The sequence below is a fragment of the Acetobacterium sp. genome, assembly GCF_041752335.1.
Classification (GTDB): Bacteria; Bacillota; Clostridia; order Eubacteriales; family Eubacteriaceae; genus Acetobacterium.
On sequence record NZ_JBGSHG010000013.1, the window covers coordinates 25709 to 42818 of the forward strand.

Annotated in this window: 19 protein-coding genes; 6 read left to right on the plus strand and 13 right to left on the minus strand. The window is 42.8% G+C overall.

Annotated features, from left to right (window positions below):
- Positions 1 to 168 precede the first annotated feature (168 nt).
- The 6 genes from ACEW8F_RS02475 to ACEW8F_RS02500 form a co-directional block, all read right to left on the minus strand.
- The gene (locus ACEW8F_RS02475; protein WP_373481891.1) at positions 169 to 1335 is read right to left on the minus strand and encodes a leucine-rich repeat protein; all 1167 of its coding nucleotides are present in this window, start codon (positions 1333 to 1335) and stop codon (positions 169 to 171) included.
- A gap of 237 nt (positions 1336 to 1572) precedes the next feature.
- Positions 1573 to 2361: a carbon-nitrogen family hydrolase gene (locus ACEW8F_RS02480; RefSeq protein WP_373481892.1), complete on the minus strand. Its 789-nt coding sequence runs from the start codon at positions 2359 to 2361 to the stop codon at positions 1573 to 1575.
- A 23-nt stretch (positions 2362 to 2384) separates the two neighbouring features.
- Entirely contained in the window at positions 2385 to 3911 is a 1527-nt protein-coding gene (gene cls, locus ACEW8F_RS02485) for a cardiolipin synthase (protein WP_373481893.1), read from the minus strand.
- 40 nt (positions 3912 to 3951) lie between these two features.
- Entirely contained in the window at positions 3952 to 4575 is a 624-nt protein-coding gene (locus ACEW8F_RS02490; protein ID WP_373481894.1) for a response regulator transcription factor, read from the minus strand.
- A 26-nt stretch (positions 4576 to 4601) separates the two neighbouring features.
- Complete coding sequence (locus ACEW8F_RS02495; RefSeq protein ID WP_373481895.1) at positions 4602 to 5315, minus strand: sensor histidine kinase; 714 nt, start codon at positions 5313 to 5315, stop codon at positions 4602 to 4604.
- Positions 5316 to 5408: 93 nt separating this feature from the next.
- Positions 5409 to 5672 (minus strand): hypothetical protein, encoded by a 264-nt coding sequence (locus ACEW8F_RS02500; protein WP_373481896.1) that lies wholly within the window; start codon positions 5670 to 5672, stop codon positions 5409 to 5411.
- A gap of 204 nt (positions 5673 to 5876) precedes the next feature.
- Here ACEW8F_RS02500 and ACEW8F_RS02505 point away from each other — a divergent pair, with 204 nt between their 5' ends.
- The 5 genes from ACEW8F_RS02505 to ACEW8F_RS02525 all read left to right on the plus strand — a co-directional run bounded on the left by ACEW8F_RS02505 (position 5877) and on the right by ACEW8F_RS02525 (position 10261).
- Positions 5877 to 6809: an ATP-binding cassette domain-containing protein gene (locus tag ACEW8F_RS02505; protein ID WP_373481897.1), complete on the plus strand. Its 933-nt coding sequence runs from the start codon at positions 5877 to 5879 to the stop codon at positions 6807 to 6809.
- A gap of 8 nt (positions 6810 to 6817) precedes the next feature.
- Positions 6818 to 7945 carry an ABC transporter permease gene (locus ACEW8F_RS02510; protein WP_373481898.1) on the plus strand — a complete coding sequence of 376 codons (1128 nt, stop codon included), beginning with the start codon at positions 6818 to 6820 and terminating at the stop codon, positions 7943 to 7945.
- Positions 7932 to 9098 (plus strand): ABC transporter permease, encoded by a 1167-nt coding sequence (locus tag ACEW8F_RS02515; RefSeq protein WP_373481899.1) that lies wholly within the window; start codon positions 7932 to 7934, stop codon positions 9096 to 9098. The genes ACEW8F_RS02510 and ACEW8F_RS02515 overlap by 14 nt, the downstream gene beginning before the upstream one ends.
- Before the next feature lie 228 nt (positions 9099 to 9326).
- Positions 9327 to 9941, plus strand: coding sequence for a DUF6088 family protein (locus tag ACEW8F_RS02520; protein ID WP_373481900.1), 615 nt, complete (start codon positions 9327 to 9329; stop codon positions 9939 to 9941).
- 56 nt (positions 9942 to 9997) lie between these two features.
- On the plus strand, positions 9998 to 10261 hold the full coding sequence (locus ACEW8F_RS02525; RefSeq protein WP_373481901.1) for a hypothetical protein: 264 nt from the start codon (positions 9998 to 10000) through the stop codon (positions 10259 to 10261).
- Positions 10262 to 10306: 45 nt separating this feature from the next.
- Here the strand turns inward: ACEW8F_RS02525 and ACEW8F_RS02530 are convergent, their stop codons facing one another.
- Together ACEW8F_RS02530 and ACEW8F_RS02535 are read right to left on the minus strand one after the other, a co-directional pair.
- Entirely contained in the window at positions 10307 to 10492 is a 186-nt protein-coding gene (locus ACEW8F_RS02530) for a hypothetical protein (protein ID WP_373481902.1), read from the minus strand.
- A 101-nt stretch (positions 10493 to 10593) separates the two neighbouring features.
- Positions 10594 to 10755, minus strand: a complete 162-nt coding sequence (locus tag ACEW8F_RS02535; RefSeq protein ID WP_373481910.1) for a DUF1697 domain-containing protein — start codon at positions 10753 to 10755, stop codon at positions 10594 to 10596.
- A gap of 106 nt (positions 10756 to 10861) precedes the next feature.
- Between ACEW8F_RS02535 and ACEW8F_RS02540 the strand changes: the two genes are divergently transcribed.
- Positions 10862 to 11341, plus strand: a complete 480-nt coding sequence (locus tag ACEW8F_RS02540) for a hypothetical protein (RefSeq protein WP_373481903.1) — start codon at positions 10862 to 10864, stop codon at positions 11339 to 11341.
- A gap of 396 nt (positions 11342 to 11737) precedes the next feature.
- Here the strand turns inward: ACEW8F_RS02540 and ACEW8F_RS02545 are convergent, their stop codons facing one another.
- Genes ACEW8F_RS02545 through ACEW8F_RS02565 form a run of 5 tightly spaced genes read right to left on the minus strand, consistent with a single transcriptional unit; the run spans position 11738 to position 16983 of the window.
- Positions 11738 to 12115: a hypothetical protein gene (locus ACEW8F_RS02545; protein ID WP_373481904.1), complete on the minus strand. Its 378-nt coding sequence runs from the start codon at positions 12113 to 12115 to the stop codon at positions 11738 to 11740.
- Positions 12108 to 13049 (minus strand): hypothetical protein, encoded by a 942-nt coding sequence (locus ACEW8F_RS02550; protein WP_373481905.1) that lies wholly within the window; start codon positions 13047 to 13049, stop codon positions 12108 to 12110. The genes ACEW8F_RS02545 and ACEW8F_RS02550 overlap by 8 nt, the downstream gene beginning before the upstream one ends.
- 1 nt (position 13050) lies before the next feature.
- Complete coding sequence (locus ACEW8F_RS02555) at positions 13051 to 14193, minus strand: hypothetical protein (RefSeq protein WP_373481906.1); 1143 nt, start codon at positions 14191 to 14193, stop codon at positions 13051 to 13053.
- Positions 14177 to 16516 carry a dynamin family protein gene (locus tag ACEW8F_RS02560; protein ID WP_373481907.1) on the minus strand — a complete coding sequence of 780 codons (2340 nt, stop codon included), beginning with the start codon at positions 16514 to 16516 and terminating at the stop codon, positions 14177 to 14179. Before ACEW8F_RS02560 ends, ACEW8F_RS02555 begins: the two co-directional genes overlap by 17 nt.
- A 26-nt stretch (positions 16517 to 16542) precedes the next feature.
- Complete coding sequence (locus ACEW8F_RS02565) at positions 16543 to 16983, minus strand: hypothetical protein (protein ID WP_373481908.1); 441 nt, start codon at positions 16981 to 16983, stop codon at positions 16543 to 16545.
- Positions 16984 to 17110 lie beyond the last annotated feature (127 nt).

Sequence of the window (17110 nt, forward strand, 5' to 3'; positions counted from 1 at the left end):
TGGTGTGAAATTACACAGTTATCATTACGTTATAGTTTTACCCTCTTTTATCATAAATAACACAATTATTTAAAAAAATATTTTTTTTATTTTTTTTTTGTGCCGCTTACCTTTCTCCACTTTTTCTAATCTAAGCGCTTTTATTTCGTTCCTCTTACACGGCCAATTTTAACTGCTCACAAACGGTACTGCGGTTGCGCCCGGGGCGGCCGAGCCGATTGGCACCACGATGATCTGGATCCCTTCCAGCCGCAGGCTCAGGCCTTCGGTTCCGGCGCTGGCTCCGTTCTTGGCCCAATCCAGCCAGCCATAATTCTGGGCATGGACACGATAGTAAACATCGTATTCACCGACGTCCACGCCGTCCAGCTCAATCCGTATTCCTTCGAGTCTCAGGCTTAATCCGGTGGTTCCGCTCAAAGCGCCATTGCTGACCATCGGTTGCCAGCCAATATTCTGAACATGGGTCTGATACTGGATCACCACATCGACTTCGCTGTTATCGACCAGGATGGTGATCCCTTCCAAGCGCAATGACTGTCCCACGGTGCCACTGATTTCACCATTCTCTTTCGAACTCTGCCAGCCGACATTCTGGACGTGGGTGGAATAGTGGACATCCACATAAGAAGACGGCAAGATCACAAAGGGTCTGGTGTTGGCATAAGCATATGACTCAGCCGTGGAACCAGCATGTCCAAAAATAGTCAGATGCGGAATGGTCCCAAACACCTGTCCGTCAAAAGATATCGAACTGTTTAAAATAGTCATTTTAGTCAGGGCATTGCAATTGGCAAAGGCGGCATAACCCATGGACGTGACGGAATGGGGGATAATGATGCTGGTCAAGGCCTGGGCCCCCCAGAAAGAACCGTTGCCAATCGTAATTAAGCCATTTCCCAAAAAAACCGAATCGAGATGGGGACAATTGTAAAAAGAACGCATTCCTAACACCGTTACACTGTTGGGAAGATTGACACCGGTTAAGGCGCTCTTTCCATTAAATGCATCCACACCAATTTCCAACACGACTTTGCCATCAATGGTCGCCGGGATATCAACATTTCCACCGCTGCCGGTATAGGATACAATTCTGACCCCGCCGACAATATCGTCGTACCAATAGTCCCCCGCATGAACACTATCGGTCGAAATTTCCGATAGTTCAGCCCCGTCATTGAGGGTCTGGCTTTCATCAATTGCGATAACTGCCCGATTTTCGATTAATCCGTTATCGTTATGCGGTTCTTCCGCCATGACCCCCATTGGCTGCAAACTGATGCATAGACTTAAAATAATCAGCCCGCTGATTATCTGTTTGAGACGCCTTTTCATTTTAATCCTTCCTTTCATTTTTTACCCAATTATCCCGCTTGATTGCCTGGATTCAAACCTCAATTTTTTCAGCCTGAATGACGCCTAAATTATGACCGCTTTTGACTTCTTCTATGGTCATCTTACCCTGGAAAAATGATTTTAAACGATAGCTCCTATTTTATTTAGGAGATGCAAAAAGACCCGCTACCTGGTAACGAGTCTATTTAATGCTTCAATATGAATTTGCTGACTTTTCTAATAAAGTTCGGGTCTGCGGTCTTGAAAGACGGTCATCTTATTTCTGGCCAGATCCAGTTCGGCCAGATCCACATTGGCGATGATCAGCTTTTCTTGCGGGTCGGTGCCGGCATCGGCCAGCAGCTTTCCCAGGGGATCGATAATCATCGAGTTGCCGGCGTTCTGCTGATCCTTCACCGCTTCGCCGCAGCCATTGACGGCCACGACAAAGATCTGGTTTTCAATGGCCCGGGCCTGGTTAAGTACCCGCCAGTGACCCACCCGGGGCAAGGGCCACTCAGCCGGGACAAAAATCACCTTTGTCCCGGCCAGGGCCTGTTTTCGGGCCCATTCGGGAAAGCGGATCTCATAGCAGATAATGATGCCACAGGGGATTCCATCAAGCGCAAAGGTAACTAGCTGATCGCCGGCGCTGAAGCGCTTGTCCTCACCGGCAAAACTAAACAGATGAGCCTTGTCATAGTCGGCAATAATGCGTCCCTGCCGGTCGGCCACGTAACCGGTATTATAATAATTCCCGGCTTTTTTTGTCGCCACCGAACCGCCCACAATATTGATTTTAAGCTCCCCTGCCAGTTGTCCCAGAAAAGCCTGGGCCCGCCTTCCATCACCATCAGCCAGCCGCTCATCCAGATCAGTGGTGATAAAACCGCCGCTCCACATTTCCGGCAGCACCGCCACATCAGCCCCGGCCGCTGCCGCCTTGCGGATTAAGGCCTCCGCCTTCTGATAATTCGCTTCGAGCTGTTTTAGGGCCACCTGCATTTGAATTGCACATATTTTCATCAAGCTTTCCTCCCCTTTTTCGTCTACATCAATGGCGCCATGATTCTTAGCACTGATTGTCCCACCTTTTTCACAAACGCAATTTTTTCCCAATCGGAATAAAGCACCTCCCGACTGACCTGGATACAATCCAATAGATCGGCTTTGATGTCCAGCACTGTCTGTGAACCGGAAACCCAGGTGCCGCATTCGTAATTCCAGGTCAGACTGCGATAATCCATATTGATGGAACCAACAATCGCGACCTGATCATCGGTTACCAGCACCTTGCCGTGAACAAAGCCCGGTGAGTATTCATAGATCCGCACTCCCTCCGCCAGCAGATCCCCGTAAAAGGCCCGGGTGGTGGCATAAACCAGCTTCTTGTCAGGAATTCCCGGGGTAATGATCCGCACATCCACGCCGCTGCGGGCCGCCAGCAAAATACAATTGGTGAGATCCGTATCCAGAATCAGATAAGGGGTGGTCAGATACAGATAATTTTTAGCATTGGCAAAAATTGTCATATAGGTATTGGCCGCCGGATTTCTGGCATTCATCGGACCGTCGCAAAATGGCATCACCAGTTCTTTGCCGGTTACCGGCGCAGCCGTCCCCTTAAAGTCCTCCAGTTGGGAGACTACCCCGGTGGAATAATCCCACATATTGATAAACATCGTAGTGAGGCTAAAAACCGCCTCGCCTTCCAGCCGTATCGCCATATCTTTCCAATGGCCAAACCGCACCTTTTCGTTAATATACTCATCGCCGATATTGATCCCGCCGGTGATGGCCACCCGGCCATCGACAATGGTCATTTTGCGATGATCCCGGAAGCTGATAAATTTAAACAGCGATGGCGATAAGGGATTATAGGGAATGCTGTTAATATGATGATCGGCGCAGCTTTGATAAAAATCCTTGGGCAGGGTCGACAAACTCCCCATTTCATCCACCATCATCCGCACTTCCACTCCGGCTGCAGCTTTTTCATAGAGGGCGGCCATCAGCTCATCGTACATTTTTCCCGCGGTGACAATAAAATATTCCAGAAAAATAAATTTCTCGGCGGTTTTGATGGCTTCCAGGTTGGCCCGATGCATCTCCTCTCCCAGTTTCAGATATGCGGTTTTCGTATTGCCCCAAACCGGCAGATCGCTGAGGCGATGAACCAGCGCCACCTGTTTTTTAATCCCTTTGTCCTCAATGGCCTCAAACACAGCCTGGTTTTGTTCCAGTTTTAAAAAGGTGCGCTGATTAACTTCATCCCACCGTTTTTTGGCTTTTTTCGGAACCCGTTGCCGTCCCCAGATAAAATAGAGCACAATCCCGACGGCCGGAAGGGCCAGCACAAAAATAATCCAGGAAATTTTAAAGGTAGCGGTTTTTTTGCGATAGACGATATTCAATACCACAAAAATAGCCACCCCTTCAATCAGCCAATAGGCAACCACCGCATCTTCGGAAAACTGCAGAATAATCAATCCGATAATGGTCAATTGCAAAACGATTAACACTGCATTGACTAAAAATCTGAAAATACTTTGAAAATGGTCCGACGAATTTCTCATTGTTACCTCTTCTTTTTTATTTTATTTTACGGTCAGGCGCTCAGGCCAGGTTTTTGTAGAAAAAGATGGCCAGCTGGGTGCGATCCCGGAGATTCAGCTTTTCCAATATGACGCTGATGCGGTTCCGCACCGTTCCTTCACTTAAATAGAGGCTGCTGGCTATCTCCCGGTTGCTGAGGCCCTGGGCTACCCGGTCGATCAGTTCCAGCTCCTTGTCACTGAGATCAAAGCTGTTCGCCTCGCGATGATCCAGCTGATTGAGCAATCCCGGAATCTTGGTGACAATATCCTGGCCAAAAACACTTTGACCAATCTGCACCGCTCTCAGCGAGGGCACAATACTTTCAAAATTCTGCTTAATAATATACCCTTTTGCCCCCAGTTTAAGCGCTTTGATAATATATTCGTCATCCAGAAAGGTGGTTAAAAATAAGATTCTGGCGGCTTTGTCCGCATCAAGAATGACCGCCGCAGCTTCCAGCCCGGTCATTACCTCCATGCGAATGTCCATCAGCAATACATCTGGTTTTAACTGGTGGTATAAGGCAATCGCTTCTTCACCATTGTGACCCATTCCGATCACCTCAATATCGCCCTGGGCTTCGATGATCGTTTTCAGCGATGCACAGACCAGCCGGTCATCATCGACAACAAGTATTTTCATGGTTCCCCCTGTAGTTATATTTTTATTTACTCGTCATTTTTAGGCAGCGAGATAAAGATCCGAAAACCCCGGTCAGCGGTAATATGGACATTGCCATTCAGGGCCGCCACCCGGTCGCTGATATTTTTAAGTCCGATACCGGTGCTGTCAAAATTTACCCTGATGGTACCGTTATCCTTAACCACCAGCTGAATCAGTCCCGGATGCTCCCGGACCACCAGGGCCACTTCAGTGGCATTAGAATGGCGGATGATATTGGAAAAGGCTTCTTTGACCACGGCGATAAAACAGTATTTCACTTCCTTATCCAGCGCGGATTCCACATCATAGTCAAATTTGACCGGGCAAAACTCGAAATTCTTAATCAGCGTCTGCAACTCCACCTGCAAATCCAGGGACTCATCATGGAGATCATGAACACTGCTGCGGATGCTGTCCATGGCTTCAGAAAGGGTTTCTTTGATCTGGACTAAGCCCGCCCGGGTTTGCGTTTCCTGGCTGATCGCCAGCAGCGCCCCGGTTTGGAGAATACTCCGGGACAGCATATGCCCAACATTATCATGAATATCCCGGGCAATCCGGTTGCGTTCACTCAGGGTTGCCAAGTTCAGTTCATAGTCCTGCTTTTCCATCAGCATTTTATTCTTTTTTTCCAGCTGCAGGGCGGCTTCCCGGGTGGTGTCCCGGAGAGCTTTGTAGTCGTGCCTTAAGCTGTCCAGGGAGAGGGTTCGTTTTTTCATGAAATAGGCCACCAGCATAAAAACCGGAATCAACACCACCGCGGTGCCGCTAAGCTCCGTAAAGCCCGTCGCTGCCGGCAGCAGGGCCAGGGTTCACAACCATTTGTAACGGGAAATCAAAATATCATAGCCAATCAGCGGCACAAACAGAAGATAAACCGGTTCAAAAAAGCTGATTACCAGATAGCTGCCAAATAAACCCGTCGTCACCGGTCCTTCTTTTACATAGCTTGAAGCGGCACCAAAAATTACCGCCACCAGCACCGGGGCAATTAGCAGCACATTGTCCACGGTCGTCAGATACAAGGCCAGACAGAACCCAAAAATAATCAGTTTATCAATCAGCTTATTCATCATTACCCGCCTTTATCAGAATCGTATCGCTGTCAGCACTACGATTTTATCACTACTTTACCATAAATGGTGACATTTGTCATACCCCATCAGGAGGCTTATCACTACCAAAGTGACATCTGCTGGTGTAAAATAAACACATCAACAAATAAAAACGGATGTCTCACCGTCTTACCGGGGTGGACGCACATATAAAGGAGAAAAATTATGGTCATCAATGTTAAAAAACTGGTTAAACGTTACGGCGACCTGATCGCCCTGGATCACTTCAATCTGGAAGTTCAGGAAGGAGAAATCCTGGGTCTGCTGGGGCCCAATGGTTCGGGAAAAACCACTGCCATCAACTGCATCTTATCGCTGCTTAAATATGATAAGGGCACAATTGAAATTTTCGATCAGCCGATGTCCCCGGATGCCTACGCTATCAAACGGGACATCGGGATTGTGATGCAGAATGTCGCCGTTCTTGACGAGCTGACGGTTTATGAAAACATCGATTACTTCTGCGGTCTATACATCGCTGATCGACAAACCCGCAAAAAACTGGTAGCTGAGGCCATCGATTTTGTGGGACTTAACGATTTTACCAAATTTTTCCCTAAAAAACTCAGCGGCGGGCTGCTAAGACGCTTGAACATCGCCTGTGGCATTGCCCATCAGCCGAAACTGATCATTCTCGATGAACCCACCGTGGCCGTGGATCCCCAGAGCCGCAACAATATTCTGGAAGGCATCCAGAAGCTCAATCGACAGGGCGCCACGATCATCTACACTTCCCATTATATGGAAGAGGTTGAACAAATCGCCAGCCGCATCGCCATTATGGATAAAGGCAAGATCATCGCTATGGGGACTAATGAAGAGTTGAAGAAAAAAATCAAATCCGGGGAACATATCAACCTCGAACTGCTCAATCCTGAGGATCTCGATCTGGAAGCGATTAAAGCCCTGCCCCATATTATCTCCGCCGAGTTAAGCGACCATCAACTGGAGGTCAAGTCCGGCCGGGACAAAAATAATCTGATCGCGATTCTGGATCAACTCAAGGATCAAAGCATCGCCATCGGGAAAATCTATTCCGAGCCACCAACGCTGAACGACGTCTTTCTGGAAATCACCGGCAAAGAGCTGAGAGATTAGGAGGAGCCATGTTTTTATTTAATTATCGTTATCGTCTCAAGGCCATCCTGCGGGACCGGCAATTGATGTTCTGGACGCTGTTGTTTCCGATTCTGCTGGCCACCCTGTTTAACCTGGCCCTTTCTAACATTACCACTGCCGAGGAATTTATCAAAGTCCCGGTGGCCGTGGTTCAAAATGCTGAACTTGACGCCAACCCGGCGTTCACCACCGCGCTGGACGGCACCGATGATCTGTTTACTGTTAAATACACGACCCAGACCGAAGCCGAGGCCCTGCTCAAAGATAATCAGATCTCCGGTTATATACTATTCGACCCGGATCTTAACCTGGTGGTCAACCAGTCTGGCCTTAACCAAACCATTATCCGGGGTTTTCTGGATGATTTTCTACAATCCTCGGCCACCATCGTCACGGTGATCACCGAAAACCCCACCGCCCTAGATAGTGGTATCCTGGCCGGGGTTTCCAATCGTAACGAATACCTGACGGCAGTTTCTGCCAGCAAGTCCAACCCCGATCCGATTGTCAATTATTTCTATACTTTGATCGCGATGACCTGTTTGTATGGCGGGTTTCTGGGGTTAAAAGAGGTAGTGGCCATCCAGGCCGATCTTTCTGATGTGGGGGCCCGGATCAATCTGGCGCCCACCAATAAACTGAACGTCTTTATGTCCTCGATGCTGGCCGCCACCACCATTCAACTGGCGGAACTGCTGATTCTGCTGGCCTTTATCATCGGCGTGCTGGGGATCAGCTTCGGCAATCAGCTGGGCTATATCGCCCTGACCTGTGTGGTCGGAAGCCTCACCGGGGTGACCTTCGGCGCCTTTATTGCCTCGGTCATTAAAAAAGGGGAAGGCTTCCTGACCGGCATTCTGATTGCTTCAACGATGACGATGTGCTTTCTGGCCGGAATGATGTATGCCGATATGAAGTATATCGTCACCACCAAAATTCCGATTCTGGCCTATCTCAACCCGGCCAACCTGATCACCGACAGCTTTTATGCCCTCTACTACTATAATACTTATACCCAGTTTTTCACCGACATTTTACTGCTGTGCGGTTTCACCGTGATATTCAGTGCGATTACGTATTTTGTTTTAAGGAGACAGAAATATGCAAGTTTATAAAGCTTTTTTCCGCATCATCCAGAAAAACCGGAGCCAGATCCTGATCTATCTGGTGGTCTTCATGGTTCTGGCCCTGCTTTTGACCAACGCCTATACCCCACCCCAGGATACCGATTTTACCAAGACCCGGTTCAACATCGCCTTTATTAATGAGGATGGTGATTCCGAGCTGGTGGCTGGACTTAAAACCTACCTGGGCGAGAACGCCAACCTGGTGGATCTTCCCGATGATCCCCAGCAGCTCCAGGATGCCCTGTTTTTCCGGCAGGTTGTCTACATCCTCCGGGTGCCTGAGGGCTTTACTGCCGCGATGCTCAATGGCCAGGATGTTCAGCTGGAGAAAACCATCGTCCCCGATTCACCCAGCAACATCTATATGGATCTGTTGATCAATAAATACCTGAACACTGTGAAAACCTATGTTACCTATCTGCCCGGTCTGAGCCAGGCCAAACTGGTTAGCTATCTGGCGGCGGATCTGGCTGAAGAAACGCCAGTGACGGTGATCTCAGGCAGCAACCACTCGGCCAATGCCGAAAAATCCGGCTACTATTTCAATTATATTTCCTATTCCCTGTTTGCCATTCTAATTCTGGGGGTCTGCTCGGTGATGCTGGTCTTTAATGATACCGATCTGAAGCGGCGCAACCTCTGTTCGCCGATTCGCTCCGCCAACATGAATTTCCAGATGATTCTCGGCAACCTTAGTTTTGCCGTGCTGACCTGGCTGGTGCTGATCTCGGCCAGCTTTGTGATGTATGGCAGCTATATGTTCACCACCAACGGCCTGCTGCTGTTATTGAATTCCTTTATCTTCACCCTGGCAGCGCTTTCGATCAGCTATCTGATCGGCAATCTGGTTAAAAGCCGGGGCGCCATGTCCGCTGTTGCCAATGTCTTTGCCCTGGGTACCAGCTTTCTCAGCGGCGTCTTTGTGCCCCAGGAACTGCTCGGTGCTAACGTCCTGACCATTGCCAGCTTTACTCCCACCTACTGGTATGTCAAGGCCAATAACGAAATTGCCAACGCGGTCAGTTTCAATGCTGACAATCTCCAGTCGATTTTCACCAGCATGGTGCTGGTGCTGGCCTTCGGGGTGGCGGTGCTGGGCGTGACCCTGGTGCTGATTAAGCAGCGGCGGGTGGAAGCCTAAATATCAACTTTAAAATAAAAACAGGTCTGGGACAAGAGTGGGTTGTCCCAGACCTGTTTTTTTTATTCGTTGGAAGATCGTCTCAAACTGCTGAGATAACAACAACTTGAGTCAAATTGATAGCAACCATCATCCTTTGCTTAAACAATGTCACATTATTATACATTTTATTTATAATTACTTGCCTATTTTTTCCAAACCAACTATAATAAAGATGAGGTGATACCGATGCTGACATTTACTCAAATTAAATCTGAATTTAAACCAAATACTCCTATTTTCATAACCGATCTGGAAAATACAAACCTAATTTCCAGCGATGCGCTGAGAAAATCCTTCTCTCGGATGGCTAAGACCGGAGAGATCAAAAGGTTTCAAAAGGGTATTTACTATATCCCTGAAAAAACCATTTTTGGTGAATCGTCGCTCAATCCCGCTGATGTAATCCGGCGAAAATATCTTAGCGATGATAACAATCAGTACGGCGTTTTAACAGGACTGGCCTTACTCAATAAATGGGGGCTCACCACCCAGGTGCCCAACGTCATTGAAATTTCAACCAACAATGAAACCAACCGCAAACGACTGGTTCAAGTTGGCGGTCAGGCGGTGATTCTCAGGCGTTCCCGAACGCCTATCACCAATGAAAATGTAACCCTGATTGAATTTCTCGAAACTCTTTCAAGCATTGATTTTAACAATGGCGAACAGCTTAATTTTTTACGCACCTACCTCAAAAGCCAAAGCTTTTCCCGGTCGCTGCTCGATCAGGTGCTGATCTCCTATCCCAAAAAAATTTATCAAAAATTGGTTGAAAGTGGGATGATTAATGATTTTGCATAAATTAGTCATCGATATTTACCATTTAGTAATATTCCCGACATCTCTATGATTTATCGATGATCATTGACAGACTGGGTAATCTGGAATCCCTTATCCCGCTGATTGCTGAAGTCCGAATTGAACGCCACCCCAATCCCAGCTGCCATTCAGCCGACCAAAATCTGAATGGCATTCTTACCAAGATTATTGACGAAAACTTTTATCAAAAAGACTATGAAAAAATCACATCGCAGTTATTATATGACCCGGTAGCCTATGATGATGTTATCCTGGCTTTAAGAAGAATCATTGAATCCCGGCTATTCGCCATTGACTGCTGATTTTAGTAAGATCAAGAACGATCGTCGATAGCATGATGGACTCATTTACGCTGCCTGCATCTGCAGCAGCTGAACCCCCAGCTTTTGAGCCTCCTGACTCAGGGTCTCAAGCATCCTGTAGTAGCTGGCATCAATGCCATCTTTAAACTCCTGAACCCGATTATCCCGGTTGATGGAGGGTAGAAAAAAGATGGCAAAAGGAATCAGTCCCACCACCAGATTGGCCAGCAATTCACATACTACATCGACCCGATCCCGGGAAAAATTGTCATCATCTTGATCTTGTAAAATATACCCACTGAGAATTTTTTAAGCGGACATTCGCACCGAAATCACACCTGAAACTTTCTGGAGCAGCTCAAACAACGTTTCTTTTCATACGCATCGCTGGTCTGATAACCCCCGGTAAAAACCACATTGCCGGAATTACTATCGGTCACCACCGATTCCAGACCTAAACAATGAAAGATTTCCTTCAAATGCTTCATCCCGATTTTATTTTTTCGCCGTCAAAGTTAAGTGTCCCTGGCACCAGGGGATAATGACTTGGACTGGTAGCTGTCCTAAGTTCATTACACCGCCGTCCCCTTGTTTTTTTATTTGCAATTTATTTTACTATGTGGACATGATCTGACTGAGGGGACTCCCTACTGCCCCAAATGTGGCAAAGCCCAACTAATCCAGCCCCCAGTGTCACCGGCGGTTGATTTAAAGACTCTTTCCGAAAAGGCCAAGGCGAATCTCAGCCTGATTCTTATCGGCACCCAGGTTCTCGGCTTTTTTATCAATTTGTTTGCCGGCGCCTTTGGCGGCCTGATTGTAATGGCATCAATGATTGTCGCCATCGTGGTTTCAATGAAAGGTTATAAGACCACCCGCACCAGCAAGGGATTCAAAGCCTACATCGAATACATCTATACCGGGGCTACCGGCAAAAATCCCCATGCTTCCCGGCTGGAATGTCTGGCTGTTGTCACCGGCATCGCACTTTATTTTGTCAGCGTCATCATCTATATGATCTTAAGCGGCCAGCAGACAGAGGACGTGTATTATTATGAGACTTGGACGTTTTGGTATTGAAATGACAATAATGAAAAAAGCGATGTTCTATAAGGAACATCCTTTTTTTGAGACACAACCGTTTCAATAATTGTGCAAACCTCGTGGTTGATGTAAGATAAATACATTACCCAGGAGGTTTTTATTATGGCAGGAAGAAACGAAAGTAATGAAAAAAAGAGTCGATAAAAATTATTGAAAATTTTTTTACTTCAGATTCCCCGTCGCCGAGGACACCATGCCTTGAGCTATGAACTTGGCACTCTCTACACGTGCTCGGGACTTTCACTCGCTAGATTGCGCCCATGCCGTGCGCACCAGTAAGGGGTAAAAGTCATTTTAATGCCCTTGCCCCTTAATTAAATACTCTATCCTACATCAATTTTCGCAAATACACAAAACTTGAAACACTCCCTTTTATTTCCCAAATGGCTGTTTCCATTTTTGCGAAAAATTATTGACACTACCTTTTTCAACTGATAACGCATTTATTTTTTCGCTGATAATATCTTCCACTAATTTATTCACTGTTTCATTTTCCATGATTATAATTATCTCTTTTTCCATCAAAATGAGATAACGTAAAGCTCTCTTGAAATACCCTTTTGAAATCGAAAGATCTATTATTTCTCGATACCCTTCGATTCTGTCTAGAGTTTTTTCAAAACGCTCTTTTGAAAACAACAAACCCAATGCTATTTTGTTTCTGTAATAGGTCGTCTCAATTTGTTCAAGTTTCTTATATAAACCTCTTCTCAAAAGACACGCCTGTAACTCTTTAAAATGATCATTCATTTTTTAATATTCTTTCCAAAAATTTAGCATCTTTTTCATTCATTTCCTTTAATTGTGCAATTATTAATTCAGCTTTTTCTTGGTCTTGTTTATGCGTATTCATAAATATTTTATATTGATCAGTGAGCTCTTTAATCATCATTGACAGCAATTCAATTTGCTCGTCATTCTTTTCTACTGATTTCTTTTGTATTTTTGTTATACTTTCGTCTAAATTTTCGCAGAATTCTTCAAAGTTTTCTGTCATTTCATCACACATCATCTTAACTGTTCTTTCGTTCACTTCTTCCTGTAACAATAAGATTTTTTGTATCTTCTGGATGCCAGTTTTTACCGATTCTTCAATTGTCCCACCTTTTTCGTTAATAAATAATTCCATCCGTTGAAACGTTTCATTTACCATTATTTTTAATTCTTGCTGATTTTTTAAACTTGACTTTTCGAATTCATCAATGGAGACAAATTGACTTTCTAAATGCTTAATGAGTTCGTCATTTTTAGCCATTATCTCAGTATGACAAAGCTTTTCATCTTTTTTATGGTCTTTTAACTCAACCAGTACCATGTCAATGTATTCTACTGCTTTAGCAATATTATCATTCAGTTTCAATAAATGGTTCTCATTTGCTAAAAACATTTTATTCAGATCAACATTTAATTCAATCAATTCTCTTTGACCTGAATTCATTTTTACATATTCTTTGCTCAAATTCTCAAACCCATTGCTCAATCCACTAAATCGGTCTTCATTCTGTTTTTCTTTAATCACCATCCAGTCAGCAACCTGCAAACTAAGATAGTAAACCACAATAACCATGGCCACCCCAATTCCCAGACACAAATATTCATTTATGACAATCACATCAAAACAAATAATCGCAAAAGAAACTACTAAAGCGAAAAAAACACCTACTAATATTGAGTTCTTCTTCATGTCATTCTCCTCCGTATAAATTGCAAATAGTATTATGCTTTACTTCAATAAATTTTTTTACCGTATCCGGAAGAAACTTTTCAAAATACTCTTCACAGATAAATTTTTTAAATATTACATCACTATTGTCTTCGGCCATCAAACTACGATATTTTAATTCTGAATCTGGCACCTTGTTATCGTATATTTTTGAAAGCCTTTTCTGTGCACCATTTTTTAAACTACTCTTCAAATGTTCGATCAATAACACCTCATATTTTTGGCTATCCCAAATGCAAATCGGACTGATAATTTCATGGTATAGTACAATAAGACTTTCTATAAAATCGCTTTTTCCAAAATACTCTTTAATCGCATTGTTTACAAACCCTTCTCCGACATTCTTAGAATGTTTGACCCCATCATAATTGCACAGCTGATTCAACTTTTCTATCGAAGTTAGTTCATCATCCGAAATAATGAGCATTACTTCGTAATCAGAATCGAAATTATCAAGCCTATTTTTGACTTTTTTCAAATTTTCACGTAAGCCATGTGAGCAAGCAATACTAATATCTGTATCTGTAGAATAAATTGACCGCTCAAGTTCTGCTAAGCTAATCACTAATCCCTGCTTGATATCATTATAAATTTCATTGGCTTCCGCTAACGTTCTATTCAGATCTGTCATATCCGTATAACCAAAACGTCGTATGGTTTCCATCAGAAAAATCCTCAAATCAATATAAGGCATTTTCTCAATAATCGATTCAGCTAGTATTCTAATTTCTTCTTCACAATAGGGAAAAACATCAAATATGATTACTTTTGATGCCCATTTGCAATTGATGTCTTTTTCTATCTCGTAAACATTGTTTAACGCCGGCAATACAAAACAGGTTGCATACGGCATATTTTTAGTGAAATAAAAACGACTTCTAGGCTCATCGTCTTTATTTAAGAATTGATTTTCAATCTTTATTAATGCTTCCGGATGATTTCTGTAAAATTCTGACACAATAACAATAAAATTTGAATCCAAGTTGTGTTTCATATGCTCGTAATCAACCATTTGGTTTTTTTCGATAAATTTCTCCGCATAATCAAATCTACTATGATCACCCAACAGAAAGATGGCATTAAGATACTTATTTTGCACGTTCATATGTTTCCTCGAAATTCAAAATAAAATCCTTATACTCATTACATTTTGTCGAAATTTCCTTGACATGACCTTCATTGTTCATACATTCGGATTCAATTTTTTCTATAAAACATCTGTTTTTTCGAAGTTCTTCTTCAAATTGTTTAGTATAACTTTCAACAATTACTGGTGTAAAGAACTCAATCTTTTCATTGTAATTATCACACAAAGAACTCAACATTACTTCCCCCTTTTTTTGAAAACGTTGAGTATAAAAATCCTTGATTCTTTCTCTATTCTGCTGTTTGGTTTTAATTTGGATTTCCTTCTTTTTCTGAACTAACTGTTCCTCGAGCTTTTTTTTGTTTCTTTCTTCCAATTTCAGACGCTCTTCATTTTTTCGCTTTTCATTTTCAATTAGACCAAGTTCCTGTTTATGCGTTAATTGTTTTTCAATTTCAATCTTATATTTCTGTTCAAGTTCAGAACGCTGCTTTTTATACTCTTCTTCATTTGTATGATCATAATAATATCGCGGTGGCTCATCAAGCTCTTCGCCTATTTTTCTAAAAAGATGTTCAAATGTTAACATATCGAGCAATCCTGCTTCTTCCGCAATTGCCTTTCCAGTATTAGCTAACACTTTTCCTTTTTTACCTATTTCTACTGCTACTTTTTTAGCCTTCTCCGTATTTATTAATAATTTTGATGCGTACATTGTGTCTTTAACAGCGTCTGCTGCTTTTAAACCATTGGCGACATCTCCAGCTGCCTTTATTTCACCAAAAGGTAAAAAGAACATCGCAATATCCGCTACTTTTCCGACATTTGCCAACATCTCTGAATTCCTGAATTCAGCCTCTTCCACTAATAGTTCTGGTGCTTGATACTCCAGACTTTCCAGTTGTGATTTAAAACTACTGGTAATTTCTTTCGTTGCTTCCAGCTGATTTGCACAATTATCCAATTTGTCCTGCATTTGATTTATTTCTGAACTTATAACTTCGATCCCCAGTTCTGCAGCAGAAATTTCATTCTCAATTAAATGATATTCATCGTCATAGTCTGCCACTTCTATCGATGGAATGTTCAAATCATCGATTGTTAAATACGTGTCTATTTCAAATTCTCCCAAATCTTTTTCGAAATCCAATAAGATTTCTTCGTTAATCTGCGCCACTTCATCAATATAATACTCTCTTAGTTCTTCCGCACAATTGGCCAGTTCGTCAATAAATATATTTTGGCATTCTTTATTTGACAATTCTCCTTTTAAAAGGTCGACTCTTGTTGAATATTTGTACTCATGTTTTTTTAGAATATCATTGGCGAATTTTTCTGCCTCTCTTTTTACTCTCTGACACTGATTGACACATTTCTTTTTCTTTTCGCCAATTCTCCTAGTTAAGATGGCCTCCATTTGCTTTAACCGTTCTTTTTCAGCCTTATTCTGCGTATTATCTTTATTCTCGGTTTCCTGAATGGCTCTATGAATATTTTTTATTTCTTTTAAATATACTTTACCCATTAGACTCAAGCGGCTAGCAATTAACTGGTTGATCTGTTTTTCAATCGAATTGGCCATCTCTTCAGCAATGTAATCTCTCAGTTTATCGATGTTTTGAAACCACTCGCTATCTTTTTCGTTTGATAAATAAAAATACGCCACCTCTTTTCCAGTGATCTCTGCTAACATTTTTTTGTCTTGTCGAACTACTTCTTGGACTGTTTCTTCTGTTGACTTTATCTCATCAACTCTTGTGCGAACATAAATGCATTCAATCCCATTTTGGGCTAACCCATTCAGAAATATTTTGTCAGTTTGTGTGACAGTTTTCCCTAAAACATAAATTGCTTTACCAGTTAATTTGAGCATGCTCTCTGTAATTTTTCCGTGCGCTTTATTTATTGTATTCACACCGGGAGTATCCAGAATAATAATCCCTGTTTTCAACAAGTCATTCGTGATATTCACTTCAATGCAATATAAGCTGTCAAAGTCGTAGCCAGCAATTTCATCGGAATTATGATAAAATTTCTTTAAATCTTCCAATTCTTTTCTGATTATTTTTCCGTTTTTATCGACAAAAGCAACTGATTCCTGATTTGCATATTGAATAAAGGTTGGTACTGCCGTTGTTTCTGTAGTTCTTACCGGTAAAATATCTCGTTGCAACAAATTATTGATCAGTTTCGATTTGCCTGATGAAAATTGTCCCAAAACACTCACGTAAAGTTTTTTTGTTTTAATCATATTTTTCAGATTATTCAAAACATCGACATTGGAAAGATCCCCTAAATACTCGGATATTTGCAAGAACTTATCAATTTTTTCTTCCATCATTTACTCCTTATTTACCGAAACTGTTTCTAAACAGCTTCTCTTTCGATTTCATCAGTTTCCAGTGCTTCCAAATCGTATAACATCGTAATGCTGTCATTTAAAATTGACTGCACCTTTTCTCTTCGTTCCTGGATCTGTTCGATTTTTTGCTTTTTATCACTTTCCGAAGCGTCAAGCTGTTCTTTCAGTTCAATTATCCGTTGCTGCTCTCTTGAAAACTGGCTTTCCAGATTTTTTTCAATCATTTCAGCGATACAAGCTGCTACCGTTGATCTTTTATTCTTCAATTCTTTTCTTAGCATTTTTGAAAATTCACATGAATATTCATCAATGTACTCTTCGATCTCAGACTTCATTTTTTTAAGCTGTTTCACGTACTTTTTATCATACGCTTCTTTGAATTCCTGACGAATTTTTTTAATCGCCTCTTCTTGCTCCGTTTTTGTTCGTTCAATTGTGTTTGTCAATCAAAAAGTTTAGCGTTTGGTCTCGAAAAGTTGTGCACTTGCCAACACAATTTTGTTCATTAGCAGATGGTCGTCCAATCTCTTTTTAACAGAGTACCATCTGCGCAACTTTTGAATACTTTTTGCC